This is a genomic window from Lentzea sp. NPDC003310, from assembly GCF_040610935.1.
In the GTDB taxonomy this organism is placed as follows: Bacteria; Actinomycetota; Actinomycetes; order Mycobacteriales; family Pseudonocardiaceae; genus Lentzea.
The window spans coordinates 109636-123878 of sequence record NZ_JBEXNC010000022.1; the positions used below are offsets into that span (position 1 = coordinate 109636).

The 14243-nt window shown below is 70.2% G+C and carries 17 protein-coding genes, 1 tRNA gene and 1 pseudogene; 9 read left to right on the plus strand and 10 right to left on the minus strand.

The window, feature by feature from the left end:
* The first annotated feature begins 15 nt into the window (after positions 1-15).
* Genes ABZX02_RS37115 through ABZX02_RS37125 form a run of 3 tightly spaced genes read left to right on the plus strand, consistent with a single transcriptional unit; the run spans position 16 to position 1938 of the window.
* On the plus strand, positions 16-1212 hold the full coding sequence (locus ABZX02_RS37115; RefSeq protein WP_355305615.1) for a DNA polymerase III subunit delta': 1197 nt from the start codon (positions 16-18) through the stop codon (positions 1210-1212).
* Positions 1213-1216: 4 nt separating this feature from the next.
* Positions 1217-1591 (plus strand): hypothetical protein, encoded by a 375-nt coding sequence (locus ABZX02_RS37120; protein ID WP_355305617.1) that lies wholly within the window; start codon positions 1217-1219, stop codon positions 1589-1591.
* Between the two features lie 5 nt (positions 1592-1596).
* Positions 1597-1938, plus strand: a complete 342-nt coding sequence (locus ABZX02_RS37125) for a hypothetical protein (protein ID WP_355305619.1) — start codon at positions 1597-1599, stop codon at positions 1936-1938.
* Here the strand turns inward: ABZX02_RS37125 and ABZX02_RS37130 are convergent.
* From ABZX02_RS37130 to ABZX02_RS37145, 4 genes and pseudogenes are all read right to left on the minus strand, one after another.
* Positions 1915-2652, minus strand: coding sequence for an IclR family transcriptional regulator (locus ABZX02_RS37130; protein ID WP_355305698.1), 738 nt, complete (start codon positions 2650-2652; stop codon positions 1915-1917). The two genes, ABZX02_RS37125 and ABZX02_RS37130, sit on opposite strands and share 24 nt — an antisense overlap.
* Complete coding sequence (locus ABZX02_RS37135) at positions 2649-2786, minus strand: SDR family oxidoreductase (protein ID WP_355305700.1); 138 nt, start codon at positions 2784-2786, stop codon at positions 2649-2651. The genes ABZX02_RS37130 and ABZX02_RS37135 overlap by 4 nt, the downstream gene beginning before the upstream one ends.
* 49 nt (positions 2787-2835) lie before the next feature.
* Positions 2836-3024 (minus strand): annotated as a pseudogene (locus tag ABZX02_RS37140) (SDR family NAD(P)-dependent oxidoreductase); the annotation flags it as partial.
* A gap of 172 nt (positions 3025-3196) precedes the next feature.
* Positions 3197-4561: a hypothetical protein gene (locus ABZX02_RS37145; RefSeq protein ID WP_355305621.1), complete on the minus strand. Its 1365-nt coding sequence runs from the start codon at positions 4559-4561 to the stop codon at positions 3197-3199.
* Positions 4562-4670: 109 nt separating this feature from the next.
* On the opposite strand from ABZX02_RS37145, the gene ABZX02_RS37150 reads away from it, so the two are divergent.
* Positions 4671-4744 (plus strand) — tRNA-Thr (locus tag ABZX02_RS37150).
* A 74-nt stretch (positions 4745-4818) separates the two neighbouring features.
* Here the strand turns inward: ABZX02_RS37150 and ABZX02_RS37155 are convergent.
* Positions 4819-5478: an HNH endonuclease family protein gene (locus ABZX02_RS37155; protein ID WP_355305623.1), complete on the minus strand. Its 660-nt coding sequence runs from the start codon at positions 5476-5478 to the stop codon at positions 4819-4821.
* Positions 5479-5543: 65 nt separating this feature from the next.
* Between ABZX02_RS37155 and ABZX02_RS37160 the strand changes: the two genes are divergently transcribed.
* Positions 5544-7169: a DUF885 domain-containing protein gene (locus ABZX02_RS37160; RefSeq protein ID WP_355305625.1), complete on the plus strand. Its 1626-nt coding sequence runs from the start codon at positions 5544-5546 to the stop codon at positions 7167-7169.
* 13 nt (positions 7170-7182) lie between these two features.
* The gene (locus tag ABZX02_RS37165) at positions 7183-8004 is read left to right on the plus strand and encodes an endo alpha-1,4 polygalactosaminidase (RefSeq protein ID WP_355305627.1); all 822 of its coding nucleotides are present in this window, start codon (positions 7183-7185) and stop codon (positions 8002-8004) included.
* Here ABZX02_RS37165 and ABZX02_RS37170 read toward each other — a convergent pair.
* A complete protein-coding gene (locus ABZX02_RS37170; protein WP_355305629.1) occupies positions 7977-8717 on the minus strand; it encodes an SRPBCC domain-containing protein in 741 nt (246 codons plus the stop codon). The two genes, ABZX02_RS37165 and ABZX02_RS37170, sit on opposite strands and share 28 nt — an antisense overlap.
* The gene (locus ABZX02_RS37175; RefSeq protein WP_355305631.1) at positions 8714-9319 is read right to left on the minus strand and encodes a helix-turn-helix domain-containing protein; all 606 of its coding nucleotides are present in this window, start codon (positions 9317-9319) and stop codon (positions 8714-8716) included. The genes ABZX02_RS37170 and ABZX02_RS37175 overlap by 4 nt, the downstream gene beginning before the upstream one ends.
* 144 nt (positions 9320-9463) lie before the next feature.
* On the opposite strand from ABZX02_RS37175, the gene ABZX02_RS37180 reads away from it, so the two are divergent.
* Positions 9464-9637, plus strand: coding sequence for a hypothetical protein (locus ABZX02_RS37180; RefSeq protein WP_330855709.1), 174 nt, complete (start codon positions 9464-9466; stop codon positions 9635-9637).
* Here ABZX02_RS37180 and ABZX02_RS37185 read toward each other — a convergent pair.
* From ABZX02_RS37185 to ABZX02_RS37195, 3 genes are all read right to left on the minus strand, one after another.
* Positions 9619-10581 carry a TIGR03617 family F420-dependent LLM class oxidoreductase gene (locus tag ABZX02_RS37185; RefSeq protein ID WP_355305633.1) on the minus strand — a complete coding sequence of 321 codons (963 nt, stop codon included), beginning with the start codon at positions 10579-10581 and terminating at the stop codon, positions 9619-9621. The genes ABZX02_RS37180 and ABZX02_RS37185 overlap by 19 nt on opposite strands.
* Positions 10582-10594: 13 nt before the next feature.
* Positions 10595-11293 (minus strand): excalibur calcium-binding domain-containing protein, encoded by a 699-nt coding sequence (locus ABZX02_RS37190; RefSeq protein WP_355305635.1) that lies wholly within the window; start codon positions 11291-11293, stop codon positions 10595-10597.
* A gap of 118 nt (positions 11294-11411) precedes the next feature.
* The gene (locus ABZX02_RS37195; protein WP_355305637.1) at positions 11412-11864 is read right to left on the minus strand and encodes a DUF4442 domain-containing protein; all 453 of its coding nucleotides are present in this window, start codon (positions 11862-11864) and stop codon (positions 11412-11414) included.
* Positions 11865-12038: 174 nt separating this feature from the next.
* On the opposite strand from ABZX02_RS37195, the gene ABZX02_RS37200 reads away from it, so the two are divergent.
* Positions 12039-12569: a MarR family transcriptional regulator gene (locus tag ABZX02_RS37200; protein WP_355305639.1), complete on the plus strand. Its 531-nt coding sequence runs from the start codon at positions 12039-12041 to the stop codon at positions 12567-12569.
* A 62-nt stretch (positions 12570-12631) separates the two neighbouring features.
* A complete protein-coding gene (locus ABZX02_RS37205) occupies positions 12632-14212 on the plus strand; it encodes an MDR family MFS transporter (protein ID WP_355305641.1) in 1581 nt (526 codons plus the stop codon).
* Positions 14213-14243: the final 31 nt, after the last annotated feature.

Consider the following 14243-nt stretch of genomic DNA (forward strand, 5'->3'; position numbering starts at 1 on the left):
TGGGAGACTGCACCCATGAGCGTGTGGGACGAGGTGGTCGGCCAGCCCGACGCGGTGGCGACCCTGTCTGCGGCCGCGGAGGCGGCGGCCACGATCGTCGCGGGAGGCACCCCCGCACCGGGCGTGATGACCCACGCCTGGCTCTTCACCGGCCCGCCCGGCTCGGGCCGTTCGTCGACCGCCCGTGCGTTCGCCGGCGCGCTGCAGTGCGTCGTGACGGACGACCGGCCGGGGTGCGGCGAGTGCACCGGCTGCCGCACGACGTTGCACGGCACCCACGCCGACGTGCGCGTGGTGGCCCCCGAAGGTCTCTCGATCTCCGTCGCCGAGATGCGCTCGCTGGTGCAGATCTCGGCCCGCCGCCCCACCTCGGGCCGCTGGCAGGTCGTGATCATCGAGGACGCCGACAGGTTGACGGAGGGCGCCGCCAACGCGTTGCTGAAGGCCGTCGAGGAACCGCCGGAGCGCACGGTCTTCCTGCTCTGCGCGCCCTCCGACCACCCGGACGACGTGTCGGTGACCATCCGCTCGCGCTGCCGCCTGGTGTCCCTCGGCTCACCCCGCCCCGCCGCCATCGCCTCGGCGCTGGAGACCGTGGACGGCGTCTCGCCGGAGATGGCCTCCTGGGCGGCGTCGGTCTGCGGCGGCCACGTCGGCCGGGCCCGCCGCCTCGCCGCGGACGAGCAGTCGAGGTCCCGGCGCGAGGCCGTGCTGCGGATCCCGCTGGCCCTGCGCAAGCCCGCGGACGTCTTCACCTGCGCGGACGAGCTGATCAAGGCCGCCGAGGAGGACGCGACCACAGCCAACGAGGCCCGCAACGAGGCCGAACGCGAGGCGCTGGAGACCGCGATGGGCGCGGGCGGCACCGGCAAGGGCACCGCCGCCGCCACCCGAGGCGCCAAGGGAGCGTTGAAGGACCTGGAGAAGCGCCAGAAGTCCCGCGCCACCCGCACGCAGCGCGACTCGCTCGACATGGCCCTGGTCGACCTGGCCGGCTTCTACCGCGACGCGCTGGTCTGCCGGACCGGCTCCGAGGCCGCGCTGATGCACCCGGACCGGGAGCGGGACTCCCGGACCGCCGCCGCCCAGTGGTCGCCCGAGTCGATCCTGCGACGGCTGGAGGCCGTGCTGGCCTGCCGCGAGGCGATCGAGGTCAACGTGAAGCCGCGCATCGCGATCGAGGCGATGGTGACGACGCTGCACCGGGGATGAGGCCTTGGCCTTCGACGTGACGGTCACCGCCGAGACGGCGGAGCGACTGCGGCCGGAACTCGACCGGTTGGTCGCGGAGTTCCGCGCGATGGCGCGGATGCTGGTCGACGCCCTGCCGAACCCCGACGAGGACGACGACATCCCCGACGAGGTCGTCGCCGGCGGCCGGACGTGGTGGGTCCACTGGCACGACCCGCACTACTGCTGCGTGGACGAGGCCGACGTGGTCGTGGAGGCGCACATCTACTACCCGGACCTGGTCGACCCGTGGTTCCTGCTCCAGTACGCGCAGACCGCGGGTGGGCACGACGCGGTGGTCGAGGCGTGCCCGGCGGGGTTCCACGACATCGCCCGCCTGCTCGACCTGCACGGAGTCTGATCGCGGTGGCGAGACGCGGAGCCAGGTCGCTGCTGATCGGCGCGGACCGGTTCGCCTGGTCGGTGCGTCACTCCTGCGAGGACGGCTGCCGCGAGGTCGTGCGGCTGCGTCGCGAAGGGGAGCCGGGGCAGCTCGTGATCGTGTTCCAGGCGGGCGACGGGCGGTACGTCGCGGACGGCCTGATGCACGCCGGCGAGGTGCGCCGCGGCAGCCGAAGCCTGAACCTCAACCGGCCGGGTGTGGTCCGCGCGTTGCTCGACGAGGCCGGGTGGCGGGTCGCGGAACTCGACGGCTGGGACCTGTTCGACGTCGTCGCGGCGCGGCTAGAGCCACCCCAGCGCGGCTGACACCTCGTCCGCCGCCCGCAGCACCCGCGGCCCGAGCGCGATCAGCTCCGGCAGCGAGTGCTCCAGCGCGAGCGTGGACGCCGACAGCCCGCCGACCACCGCGCCCGAGTGGTCCCGGATCGCCGAGCCGACGCAGCGCACGCCCACCTCGTTCTCCTCGTCGTCGAGCGCGAACCGGGAGCGGCGGACCCTCTCCAGCTGCGCCTTGAGCCGGGGCGCCGAGGTGATGGTGTGCGGTGTGCGGCCCGGCAGGCCGGTGCGGGTGATGTAGGCGTTCAGCTCGGACGTGGGGAGCGCGGCCAGCACGGCCTTGCCGATCGCCGTGCCGTGCACGGGCAGCGACATGCCCAGCCGGGACGCCATCCGGTACGGCTTGTCGGCCTCGACCTTGTCCACGTAGACGAGTTCGTCGCCGAAGAGCACGGCCAGGTGCACGGTGCAGCTCGTCGACTCCTGCAGGGCGCGCAGATGCGGCCGGGCCCGTTCCACCGTGTCGAGCGGCCGCAGGACCTTGCCCGCGAGGGCGAGGACGCGCGGACCGGTCAGGTAGCCGTCCGCGGTCGGGGTCGCGAAGCCGCGGTCCACCATGGCCTGCAGCAGGCGGTGGACCGTCGACTTCGGCAGGCCGGTCGCCCGTGCGATGTCGGTGATGCGCGAGTGGTCGGCCAGGGCCTCCAGCACGGCGAGCGTCTTCTCGACGGCGGTGTCGGTCATCTCGCCAGCCAGCCCCCGTCCACGACCAGAACGTGTCCGGTCACATAATCTGACGCGGACGACGAGAGGAACACCGCCGGGCCGACGAGATCCTCCGGGGTGCCCCAGCGGCCAGCCGGGATGCGCGCCCTGATCGTTGACCAGGACGTCGACCCGGTGTTCGGCCAGCACCGGTGCCAGCGCGGGTTCGACGGACGCCGGGGCCGCGAGGTCCACGGAGACCGTGGCGAGAGCCGGTGCCACGTCGGACAGGTCGCCTCGCCCGACGAGGAGCTGTGCGCCCGCGTCGTGCAGACCGCGGGCGATGGCGCGGCCGATGCCCGTGCGCGCGCCGGTGACCAGCGCCGTCCGGCCTTCCAGGGAGAAGTTCACCGCGGCTCCGTTACGGGGACTTGGCCCATGTCGTCGCAGGCCTGGTTCTCGCCGCCCATGGTCCAGACGAACGTGCGCGCCCGCTCTACTGTGGACGGACCACGACGGTGAGATGACGGCCTTTTCGTGAAGCGGGTGTCCTTGTCGGCGGCGCGGAAAGGCAGAACAAGCGTCATTGCTCGTCCGCGGCCGACTTCCGCACCCGGCGGGCGGGGAGCGCTGCGAAGATCACGACGCCCGCGAGCAGCAACGCCGTGCCGGTCCAGAACAGCGGGATCGAGTTGTACGCGGCGTTGGTGTACGCCAGCGGCGGCGCTCCCTTGGGCGGTGCCGCCGGTGCGCCGGGCTGGTTCGGGACGGTCGTCTGCGGCGGCTGCGAGGTCCCGCAGACCACGCCGCCCTGCGGTGCCGCGGCCCGCACGATCTGCTCACCGAGCGAGATCTGGGCGAGCGCGCTGGGCAGGTTCGGCAGCTTCAGCTTGTCCGTCGGCAGCACCTGCACGTCGAGCATCCGCGCGGTGGCGCCGAGCTGGAAACCGCTGAACCCGTTGCCGCTGAAGGCCGCCTTCTTCTCGGTGAGGCCGGCGACCTGCAGCTTGACCACGACCAGGTCCAGCAGCAGCGGGATGTCGATCACGGGGTGCGCGGCGTCGAGCGTGCCGAGCTCCTTGCCGTTCTGGCTGACCTTCAGCACCGGCGCGGTGTAGCTGATGGTGGAGGTCTTCTCGTCCCCGGTGGCCGTCGCCGTGAGCGTCGGAGGCGTGACGACGTCGATCTTGATCCCGCCGGCCAGCTCGACGCTGACCGCCCGCATCGTCGACGTCGACTGGACGGCCTTGTTCTTGCCACCGGGCAGATCCACGAGCTTGACCTGCGAGTTCGCCTCGAACGTGTCGGGAACGCTGACCAGGCTGGTCTTGACCGGCAACGGCACCTCGGCCGGCAGCGCGCTCAGCACCTCGAGCCCGGCGAGCGACGTCCGCGACGTCGCCAGCGGACTGACGCACGGCCCGAGCTTCTCGTCCCACCGGGCCTGCACGCTGCCGTTGAGCACCTTCAGCCTCGCGAGCGGCGTCTCCGGGATCGGCAGCCCGCCGTTCGTCGGCTGCGGGTTGTCCGGGATCGCCGTCTGCACCAACGTTCCCGGCGTCTGCGGCGCCCGCCCGGCCACCGCGAACCCGAACGGGTTCGCCTGCGTCACCACCCGCTCGGTCGCGAGGAACGCCTCGGTGTTGACCTGGGCGCTCGCGAGCCCGAGCCCGAACTCCGTCACCGACTGCTTCGGCAACTGGTCCCCGAACCCAGGCAGGATCGTGCTCGTCGGCACCCCCTGCGGCCCGAGCCGGACGACGCTGAGCCCGGTCCCGGCGTCACCCACGGCGTGCGCGAGCGGCTGAGGCCCGCTCGGCGACGACGCCGGCGGCTGGTTCGGATCGCGCGGCCCCGGAACCGGAGTGGTGGGAGGCTGCGCGAGCGCGGGCGTCGCGACGAGCGCGAGCAGCAACCCGGCCAGCGGCACGGACAACGAACGGCGCATGGACCTTCTCCTCGGCGGTCAGGAGGTGGTGACGTCGGTCACGGTCCGTACAACGAGGGGGACCCCGGTGAGTAACGCGGTTGCGGGTCGGTTATAGTTATCGCGTCTCGCCGCCTTAGCTCAGTCGGCCAGAGCGGCTCACTCGTAATGAGCAGGTCATCGGTTCGATTCCGATAGGCGGCTCGGTGAGACGGAAGGGCCAGGTCATTCGTGACCTGGCCCTTCTGCTTTGTGCAGCCTCCGATTCGGTGAAACCTTCAGCCGCAGGAAGTAAGCGCCTGTTCCAGCGCCGCGCGTTCCGCCGCCGCCACCGAAAGCCCGTACGCCGCCTTCACCGTCACGTAGATCCGCCCGTACGAACACGCGTACCCGGCGTTGGGCGGCATCCACTCGTCCGGCGTCTTGTCGCCCTTCGACTGGTTGACCTTGCCCGACACCGCCACCAGGTTGCGCAGGTCGTTCGCCGCCGCCAGCCGCTGCTCGGGCGCCCACCCGGCTGCGCCGCTGCGCCACATCTCCGCCAGTGGCACCACGTGGTCGATCTGGATCTTCGAGGTGCCGCTGATCTGCGTGGCCGTGTACGGGTCGTCGAGCGTGCCGGACTGGACGCCGCAACGGCCCGGCTTGCGCTCGACGCCGGTGAGGTCGCGGGCCAGCACCTGGCTGCGCTGGTCGCAGCCGTCGCCGTCGGTGTCGAACCACGGCTGGCCGAAGACGCAGGCCTTGCCGCCGTCGCAGTCCCGGACGTAGCCGTCGAGGCGGCCCGGGGTGGCGACCGGCAGGGCGGCGAGGGAGGTGCGTGCGGTGACGGCGTCGAGGGTGCCCGCCGGTACCCGGTCCACCTGCGGTGCCGCGGTGGTGGAGAGCGGGAGTGCGGAACAGCCGGTCAGCAGGACGATCAGCAACAACCAGCGCATGATCCGGTGATACCCGCTAGGAAAGGTGGTGATGGCCGCCCAACGGCGTAACTCCTGGGGGATGGATGTCCTACGTCAACGCGTTCGCTGACCGGTTCTTCGACGCGGTCCTCGACCGCTATCCGCTCGACGCGAGCTTGATGGGCTTCGACCGCGATCACGCGTCGCTGGTGGACCACAGCGTCGAGGCCGACCAGCGACAGCTCGACCTGCTGCACGCTTTTCGGGACGAGGCGGGCACGTTGGAGCCGCGGTCACTCTCCGAGCGGATCACGCTCGGGATCGTGCTGCACGACATTTCCATGCAGTGCCACGACATCGAGTCGCGGCAGATCGAGTTCATGATCAGCGGCAACGTCCGCGCGTCCGTGCCCGGCACGCTCGCCTCCCTGCCGCGCCTTCCTCTCGACACACCAGAACGGCGGCGGGGGTACGTGGAGCGGTTGCGGCGGCTCGACGGGTTCTTCGCGACGGTGATCTCCAGGCACCGCAGGGGGTTCGCGGACGGGCTCACGCCGGTGCGGCACCTGGTGGAGCAGGCCGTGGCGTTCCTCGACGGGCAGTTGGCGAACCTGGCCGCGTTCGACCTCGTGGAGGGCGCGGACGTGGACGGGGTGGTGCGGCCGGCGATCGAGCGGTACCGCGAGTTCCTGGTGCGCGAGGCGTTGCCGGTGGGGCGGGACGAGGACCGTCCGGGGCTGTGCTGGTTGCCGGGCAACGACGTCTACCGCGGCGCGATCCGCCGGCACACCACCCAGGACCTCGACCCGGACGAGCTGCACGCGACCGGAATCCGGTTGGTCGAGGAGCTGAAGCGGGAGTTCGCGCGGTACGGCGACGACGTGTTCGACCGCGTTCGCCACGATCCCGCGCTGCGGCACACCGATGCGGAGGAGATGCTCGACGCCGCGCGCCGGGCCGTGGCGAAGGCGGAAGCCGTTGCACCGCAGTGGTTCCGCACGGTGCCCGAGGCCAAGTGCGTGATCAAGGCGGCGCCACCGGCGGTGCCCGCGCACGTGCCGCCGCACTACCTGCCGGCCGCGCTCGACGGCAGCAGGCCCGGCACGTACTACGTCGTCACCAAGGAACCCGGGAACAACCTCAGGATCAAGGACGAGGCGACGGCGTTCCACGAAGCCGTTCCGGGGCACCACTTCGAGCACTCCAGGGCGGCGCTGCTGGAGGACCTGCCCGTGGTGCGGCGCAAGGCACCGATCACCGTGTTCGGCGAGGGCTGGGCGTTGTACTGCGAACGGCTCGCGGACGAGATGGGGCTGTACAGCGACGACGACGCGAGGCTCGGCATGCTCACGATGGACGCCATGCGCGCGGGCCGGCTCGTCGTCGACACCGGGTTGCACGCCCAGGGGTGGAGCCGTCGGCAGGCCGTCGACTACCTGGTCGAGAACACGCCGCTCGGCCTTGCCCAGATCGAGTCCGAGGTGGACCGGTACCTCGGCGAACCGGGCCAGGCGCTCGCGTACGCGGTGGGGCGTCTCAAGTTCCAGGAGCTCCGCGCGAAGGCCGAGGAGGCGGGCGAGGACGTCCGCGACTTCCACGAGGTGGTGCTCGGCCAGGGCCGGCTCACGCTCGCGCAGCTCGACGAGGTCGTCGAGGAGTGGATCGCGGGCCGAACCGCATTCACGGCCGATGCGTCCCCTGCCGTTACACGATCGCAACCAGGCGGGTGACAGACTGCCGCGCATGAAGACCGCCGCGGCGGTGGCCGCCCTGCTCCTGCTGGTCGCCGCCTGCTCGTCCGAGCCGGATCTGCCGCCACGGGAGTTGCCGCCGCCCGGCGGGCAGCTCGACTACCAGCTCGGCGGCGCCTATCAGCCGGACGTGCCGGTCAAGGTCGTGGTGCGGGACCGGAGCAAGATCATCGACGGTCGGCGCTACAACATCTGCTACCTCAACGCCCTGCAGACGCAGCCGGCGTCCTCGGTGGAGGGCGGCCTCGACTGGTGGCGCGCGAACCACGCCGACCTGCTGGTCAAGAAGCCGGGCGGTGAGCTCGTCATGGACCCGAGGTGGGGCGAGGCGGTCCTCGACATCTCCACCGGGGACAAGCGGACCCGGATCCTGGAGATCCAGAAGAAGTGGATCAAGGACTGCAAGACGTCCTTCTACAAGGGAGTCGAGCCGGACAACCTCGACTCCTACAAGAAGGTCGAGGGGGCGTTCGACCTAAACGCCACCAAGGAGTACATGAAGGCGTTCGTCCGGTACGCGCACGAACAGGGCCTCGCGGTGGCGCAGAAGAACACCGCGGAACTGGGCAACGCGGGCAAGAAGGAGATCGGCTTCGACTTCGCGATCGCCGAGGACTGCCAGGCGCGCGACGGCTGCAAGTCCTACGCCGACGCGTTCGGCAACAACTTCTTCCAGATCGAGTACACCGAAGAGGGCTTCAAGAAGGGCTGCACCGACCGCGGCGGCCGGGTCTCGGTGATCCGCCGCGATCGGAACATCGTGCCGTACGGGCACGAGGACTACGTCTACGAGGTCTGCCCGCCGACGATCTGACCCAGGAACGCCTGCCACTTCTCGGCTTGACCGGTCGCGTCGCCGAAGAGGTGGTGGCCGACCGCGTTGGTGCCGTGGAAGCGGTAGATGCCGTCCTCGCCGAGCACGCCGAGGAAGTTGTGCGCGTCGTGCGAGACCACGTAGTCGACGACGCCGTCGATGCCGAACGGCTCGATGGTCACCTTGTCACCGACCTGGGCGCCTTCGGGGACGCCGAGCGCCTCGAGCAGCACCGGCCAGTTGGCGGCGCCCTCCGGCTGCTCGGGCCACTGCGCGAACACGTACGTGCCGGGCCGGCCGGGGAAGTGCTTCACGTACTGCCCCAACGTGAACAGGTACATGTCCCAGCCCTTCGACTGCTGGTCGACGAACTCGTCGCCCCAGCCGTCGGCGAGCATGCCGCTGTGCACGAACCGCAGCACGGTCGACCCCTGCTCGCGGCCCTCGACCAGGTACTCCATGGCGTGGAACGTGCCGTCCTCGCCCTTGTCGCTCTCGTAGGCGAGCCGCTTGCCGGGCTCCCACGCCGTGATCGTCGAGGCCTCCTGGAAGAAGCCCAGGTCGAGCGACATCCGGCCGCCCAGGCGCCCGTCGACGGTGTGCGGGCCCATGAACCACGAGTCGATGCCCGGTCCGGTCGCGATGGCGTCCCAGACCTGCTCGGGGGTCCCGTCGACCTCGACTTCCTTGCTGATCTCGAACTCGTGGGTCACGACTCGTCCTCCTTGGCCTCGGTGGCGTTCACGCTCGGGTGCAGGGCGACGACGACTCGGTGCGGACGCCCTCCTTCGGACTGTTCGTCGTGGTACTTGGCGACCAGCTGCGTCATGAACCCGGCGAGCTCCTCGGCGAACGCGGCGCGGTCGGCCGCGGACGCGAACCTCACCTCGCCGTCCAGTGCGAACGTCGCGAGCCTCTTCTTCGCCCTGGTCGCGCCCGTGATCAGCGTGCCGACGTCGCGCACCAGCCTGGCCGAGACGGCGAGCAGCCACCGCGCGGACAACCGGTCGGGTGACCGGGCCGGGTCCGGCTGCACGGCCGCGAGCGCGGTCGGGGAGATGACGTAGGACGCGGCGGTCGCCTGCAGCAGGCGCTCGTTCACGTTGCCCTTGCGCCGTTCCTCGACGAGCTCCACCAGGCCGTGCTGCTCCAGCGTGCGCAGGTGGTAGTTCACCTTCTGCCGCGGCAGGCCGACCTTCGCGGCGAGCATCGTCGCCGATCCTGGCTCCACCAGCTCCGCGAGCAGCCGCGCCCGCACCGGGTCCAGCGACACCTCGGCCGCGGAAGGGTCCTCGATCACCGCCACTTCGAACATGGCTCCAGCGTCACACCGAAAACAAAATTAGTCAAGAACGGTCGTGCTTTCGGTGAGATTGCTCCACGTGGGTGGCGTTGGAGCCGGTACCGTAAGCGATGTCTCGATTGGTCGTTGCTTGTTCGCAACCCCTGAGGAGACAAGATGATCACGATGCTGGTCCTGACCCTGCTCGCGCTACCGTTCGCCCTGACCGCGGCCAACGTCGGCAGACGCCGCTGGATCCGCAAGCGGGGCGTCGCGAGGGTGCGCGCCGAGCTCGACGGTTTCCACGCCGAGCTGGCTCGCCAGGGCCTCAGTCACTTCTCCGGGCGCTGAGGCACCGCGCTCGACGGCGAAACCCTGGTGACGACGTCGCCGTAGCGGTCCAGCAGCGCGGCCGTGACGGTCTCCGGGGTACCGAGGACGCAGAACTGCGCCAGCACCTCGTCCGTGATCAGCTCGCTCATCTCCGCCCACTGCTGCCGGCGGGACATCCGGTGCAGCTCCTCGTGCAGCGCGCCCCACCCGTGCAGGTCCAGCACCGGCCGGTACGCGGGCGTCGACCCGTAGAACGCGATCTGCCGCTTGACGTCGGCGACCTCCTCGTCGTTCGTCGCGGCGAACACCGGGCCGCTGATCTCGAAGCCCTCCAGCGTCTTCCCGGCCTTCTCCCGCCCGCGCGCCAACGCCGGCAGCGTCACCTCGCGCAGGTACCGCTCGGTCGTGAAGTTGTGGCACAGGAAGCCGTCCGCGACCTCGCCCGCCACCTCGGTCATCCGCTCGCCGACGCCCGCGAGGTAGATCGGCGCCGTGCCGTGCGGGTTCGGGCCCGGGTCGAAGAACGGCGTCATCAGCGTGTGCCTGTAGAACTCGCCGCGGAACGCCAGCCGCTCGCCGGTCTCCCACGCGTGCCAGATCGCGCGGATCGCGAGCACGAACTCCCGCATGCGCGCGGCGGGCTTGCCCCACGGCATCGAGAACCGCTTGGTGATGTGGGCCTCGACCTGCGAGCCCAGCCCGAGGTTGAAGCGGCCGCCGGAGAGCAGCTGGAGGTCGTTCGCCGTGGTGGCGACGGTCATCGGGTTGCGCGCGAACGCCACCGCGATCGCCGTGCCGAGCTCGATCCGCTCGGTCGCCGCGGCGGCGCCCGCCAGCGCGAGGAACGGGTCGTGCTTGGTCTCGGCGAGCCAGAACCCGTCGTAACCCCGGTCCTCGGCCCGCTTCGCGATGGCCCCGGCGTCACCGGGCGTGTAGTCGACGGCAGCGCTGTCCAGCTTCATGCCGCTGAGGTTATTAGCGGTACCGGGACTCGCACGCGATGCCGTTGCGGTTCGGGTCGAGCTCGACGCGGTAGCCCGGCTGACCCCAGTACAGCGGCGCCGCGCCGGCCCTGCGCGCGTCGTCGCAGGTCGCGTAGAAGACGGGCTTCGGCTTGGGCGGTGCCGGCGGCTTCGTCGTCGTGGTGGGCGGGGCCGGTGGCGGAGGAGGCGGGGGAGTGGAGGTCTCCAGGGCGTCCTTGCCGGCGCACGGCGCTCCCCAGAGGCCCATCGGCACGCGCTGGGCGGCCCCTTCGGCCTCCTTCTGCGCCGGGGACGGTGCGCCCGCGGTGCGGCCGGCGCCGTTGCCCAGCGCGAGCAACGCGTAGTCGGTGCCGTCCGCGAGGCTGAGCACGCCGGCCGCGCGGTCGTAGCGCACCTGCTGGTTCAGCAGCATCGCCTTGGCGAAGCTGCCGGCGGCGTCCGCCCAGCACGGTCCAGGCTGTGCGAGGCCGCTGACCTCGGCCTTCGTGCCGTCGGAGAGCATCACCGAACGGCCGTCGACGATCGAGGCGACGCTGAGGCCCAGCTGGGCCGGCGGCACCGTCACCGGCGACGAGGGCGCCGCGGACACGGGTGCGTCCTCGGCCGGCTTCTCGACGGCGACGGGCCTCGACTGCTGTACCTGCGCGGCGCATCCCGCGGTGAGTAGGACCAGCGCAGCTGCCCCGCCCACAGTTCTCCACCCCGACATGACCCCAGATAGTGCCTGGTCGCGGCGGTGTGGCCAAGGTTACGTATTTCGTTCCGATCGGTTCACCGCGATGTCGAACCGAAATACGGAGATGCCCAGTTCAGCGGACGGGCTTGAGCGTCCAGACGACCGTCATCTCGCCCGTGGTCACGCCCTCGGCGTTCGAGATGGTGATGGTGACCGGGAACTCGGGCCGCGTGCCCGACTCCAGCTCGGTCAGCACCTCGTCCGCGGACCGGCCCAGCACGGCCTCCGCGCGCAGCGGTCCCATGGCGATCTTCTTGTAGGCGATGTCGGCGCGGACGGCGAGCGGCGTGGCCTTGCCGAGGTGGGCGGCGAACGCGGCCATCACGACGGCGCCGGACGCGGACTCGCCGAGGCCGAACATCATCGCGGCGTGCGGGCCGCCGATGTGGTTGTGCAGCTCCGGGGTGTCCGGCAGCGTCGCCACGATGCGGCTCGCCGAGACCTCCTCGAACTCGATGCCCGTGGACTTCACGTAGGGCACGGCCTGCTTCATGGCGTCGGCGATGAACGACACGTCTTGGCTCATGAGAGGGATGCTACCGGCGAGTAACCCGCCGGGCTACCCATCGGTAACCACCACTGCGCGCAGCCGTACCACTCCACAGTGGAGTGAGACTCGGAACTCACTTGCAATCTGCCGGACCGAGATGGATGCTTGTACCGAGCAACTAGTTGGGTGATACAAGCAACGAGGTGTCTGATGGTCGAGCCGGGCAGGTGCACGAGCTTCGCCTTCCACGTCGATCCCGAGCACGAGCTCGCGGACCGCGTCGGCATGGCGATGGTTCGGCTGAACAAGATGCACGCCCAGGTCACCCACCAGATGGCCAAGCAGGGCATGGACAAGTCCGCCTTCGTGCTGCTGGCGACGCTCTCCGGTCTCGGGGAATGCCGTTCGAGCGCGCTCGCGGAGGCGGTTCTCTCGGACCCGTCCACGATCAGCCGGCAGGTGGCCGGTCTCGTGAAGGACGGGCTCGTCGAGAGGCGAGCTGATCCGGCGGACGGCCGGGCCAGCGTTCTCGCGGTCACCGAAGCGGGCCGCGAGCTGATCCTGACGCGACGGCGTCAGCGCAACGAGGCCATCGAGCAGGTGTTCGCGGACTGGGTCGACGAGGACTTCAAGGGCTTCGCGGACCTGTTCGAACGCTTCGTCCAGGACTACGAGCGCGTGATTCCGGCGCTCTTTCTGAACAACCGCGGGACGGGGCCCCGCGCAGAAGGGGAAGACTAGAGATGTCATCGACAACCGAGGCGACACCCACGCCAGGGGTCTCCCTGACGCATCGCCAGATCATGACGGTGCTGTCCGGCCTGCTGCTGGGCATGTTCCTCGCGGCGCTGGACCAGATGATCGTCGCCAGCGCCATGAAGACCATCGCGGACCAGCTGCACGGGCAGACGCTGCAGGCGTGGGCGACCACCGCCTACCTGATCACCGCGACCATCACGACCCCGTTGTACGGCAAGCTGTCGGACATCTACGGGCGCAAGCCGATGTACCTCGCGGCGATCTCGCTGTTCCTGGCCGGCTCGCTGCTCTCGGGCATCGCGACGTCCATGTACGAGCTGGCCGCGTTCCGCGCGGTGCAGGGCCTGGGCGCCGGCGGTCTGATGTCGCTGGCCTTCGCGATCATGGCGGACATCATCTCGCCGCGTGAGCGCAGCAAGTACTCCGCGTACTTCATGGCCGTGTTCGGTTCGGCCAGCGTGCTCGGCCCGGTCATCGGCGGTGTGTTCGCCGGTCTCGACTCGTTCGTCGGCGTCACCGGGTGGCGCTGGGTGTTCCTGGTCAACGTGCCGATCGCGCTGCTCGCGCTGTTCGTCGTGGCCCGCGTGCTGAACATCCCGCACCAGCGGGTGAACCACCGCATCGACTTCGGCGGCGCCATCGCGCTGACCGTCGGCCTGGTGCCGCTGCTGATCGTGGCCGAACAGGGCCGCGAGTGGGGTTGGGCGTCGGGGCTGTCGATCGCCATGTACGCGATCGGCGTGCTCGGCCTGGTGGCGTTCGTGTGGGTCGAGAACCGCATGGGCGACGAGGCGCTGCTGCCGATGCGGATGTTCCGCAACCACACGTTCTCGCTGGGCAACACGATCAACTTCGTGCTCGGCATCGGCATGTTCGGCGGCATGGTCTCCATCCCGCTGTACCTGCAGATCGTCAAGGGCGTCACGCCGACGGTCGCCGGCCTGATGCTGCTGCCGATGACGTTCGGCATCATGTCGGCCACCGCGATCGCCGGAAAGGTCACCTCGACGACCGGTCGCTACAAGATCTTCCCGATCATCGGCGCCGGCCTGATGGCGGTCGCGCTGTTCCTGCTCAGCACCATCGGCACGGACACGCCGAGCTGGCTCGTCATGGTCTACATGTTCGTGATGGGTGCCGGTCTGGGCCAGTGCATGCAGACGCTGCTGCTGGCGATCCAGAACGACGCCGAGCCCCGTGACATGGGCGTGGCGACCGCGTCGGCGACGTTCTTCCGCCAGATCGGCGGCACCGTCGGTACCGCGGTGTTCCTGTCGATCCTGTTCAGCACGGTCGGCGACAAGATCGCGGAGGGGCTCAAGGCCGCGGCGCAGACCGACGCGTTCCGCGCGGCGCTGGGCCAGAACCCGGAGTTCGCGAAGATGCTGCAGGGCGGTGGCGGAGCCGGTGTGGACATCAACAACACCGAGTTCCTCAACGGCCTCGACCCGGTGCTGGCCAAGCCGTTCCTCGACGGCTTCTCCAGCGCGATCGACACGGTCTTCATGACCGGCGGCATCGTGATGATCGCGGCGTTCGTCCTCGTGTGGTTCCTGCGCGAGAAGCCGCTGTCGACCAAGTCGGGTCTGGAGCGCGTGGCGGACGCGGAGTCCCTCGCGGTCTGAGGGTCTCGCAAAGCACGAAAGAGGGGGCTGC

Excerpts from the sequence above, each read along its gene's own strand:
- ABZX02_RS37205 (WP_355305641.1), top strand. The coding sequence starts at position 12,632 with ATGACGGTGCTGTCCGGCCTGCTGCTGGGCATGTTCCTCGCGGCGCTG.
- ABZX02_RS37130 (WP_355305698.1), bottom strand. The coding sequence starts at position 2,652 with ATGACCGACACCGCCGTCGAGAAGACGCTCGCCGTGCTGGAGGCCCTG.
- ABZX02_RS37115 (WP_355305615.1), top strand. The coding sequence starts at position 16 with ATGAGCGTGTGGGACGAGGTGGTCGGCCAGCCCGACGCGGTGGCGACC.
- ABZX02_RS37145 (WP_355305621.1), bottom strand. The coding sequence starts at position 4,561 with ATGCGCCGTTCGTTGTCCGTGCCGCTGGCCGGGTTGCTGCTCGCGCTC.
- ABZX02_RS37180 (WP_330855709.1), top strand. The coding sequence starts at position 9,464 with ATGATCACGATGCTGGTCCTGACCCTGCTCGCGCTACCGTTCGCCCTG.
- ABZX02_RS37160 (WP_355305625.1), top strand. The coding sequence starts at position 5,544 with ATGTCCTACGTCAACGCGTTCGCTGACCGGTTCTTCGACGCGGTCCTC.
- ABZX02_RS37200 (WP_355305639.1), top strand. The coding sequence starts at position 12,039 with ATGGTCGAGCCGGGCAGGTGCACGAGCTTCGCCTTCCACGTCGATCCC.
- ABZX02_RS37195 (WP_355305637.1), bottom strand. The coding sequence starts at position 11,864 with ATGAGCCAAGACGTGTCGTTCATCGCCGACGCCATGAAGCAGGCCGTG.
- ABZX02_RS37165 (WP_355305627.1), top strand. The coding sequence starts at position 7,183 with ATGAAGACCGCCGCGGCGGTGGCCGCCCTGCTCCTGCTGGTCGCCGCC.
- ABZX02_RS37175 (WP_355305631.1), bottom strand. The coding sequence starts at position 9,319 with ATGTTCGAAGTGGCGGTGATCGAGGACCCTTCCGCGGCCGAGGTGTCG.
- ABZX02_RS37155 (WP_355305623.1), bottom strand. The coding sequence starts at position 5,478 with ATGCGCTGGTTGTTGCTGATCGTCCTGCTGACCGGCTGTTCCGCACTC.
- ABZX02_RS37185 (WP_355305633.1), bottom strand. The coding sequence starts at position 10,581 with ATGAAGCTGGACAGCGCTGCCGTCGACTACACGCCCGGTGACGCCGGG.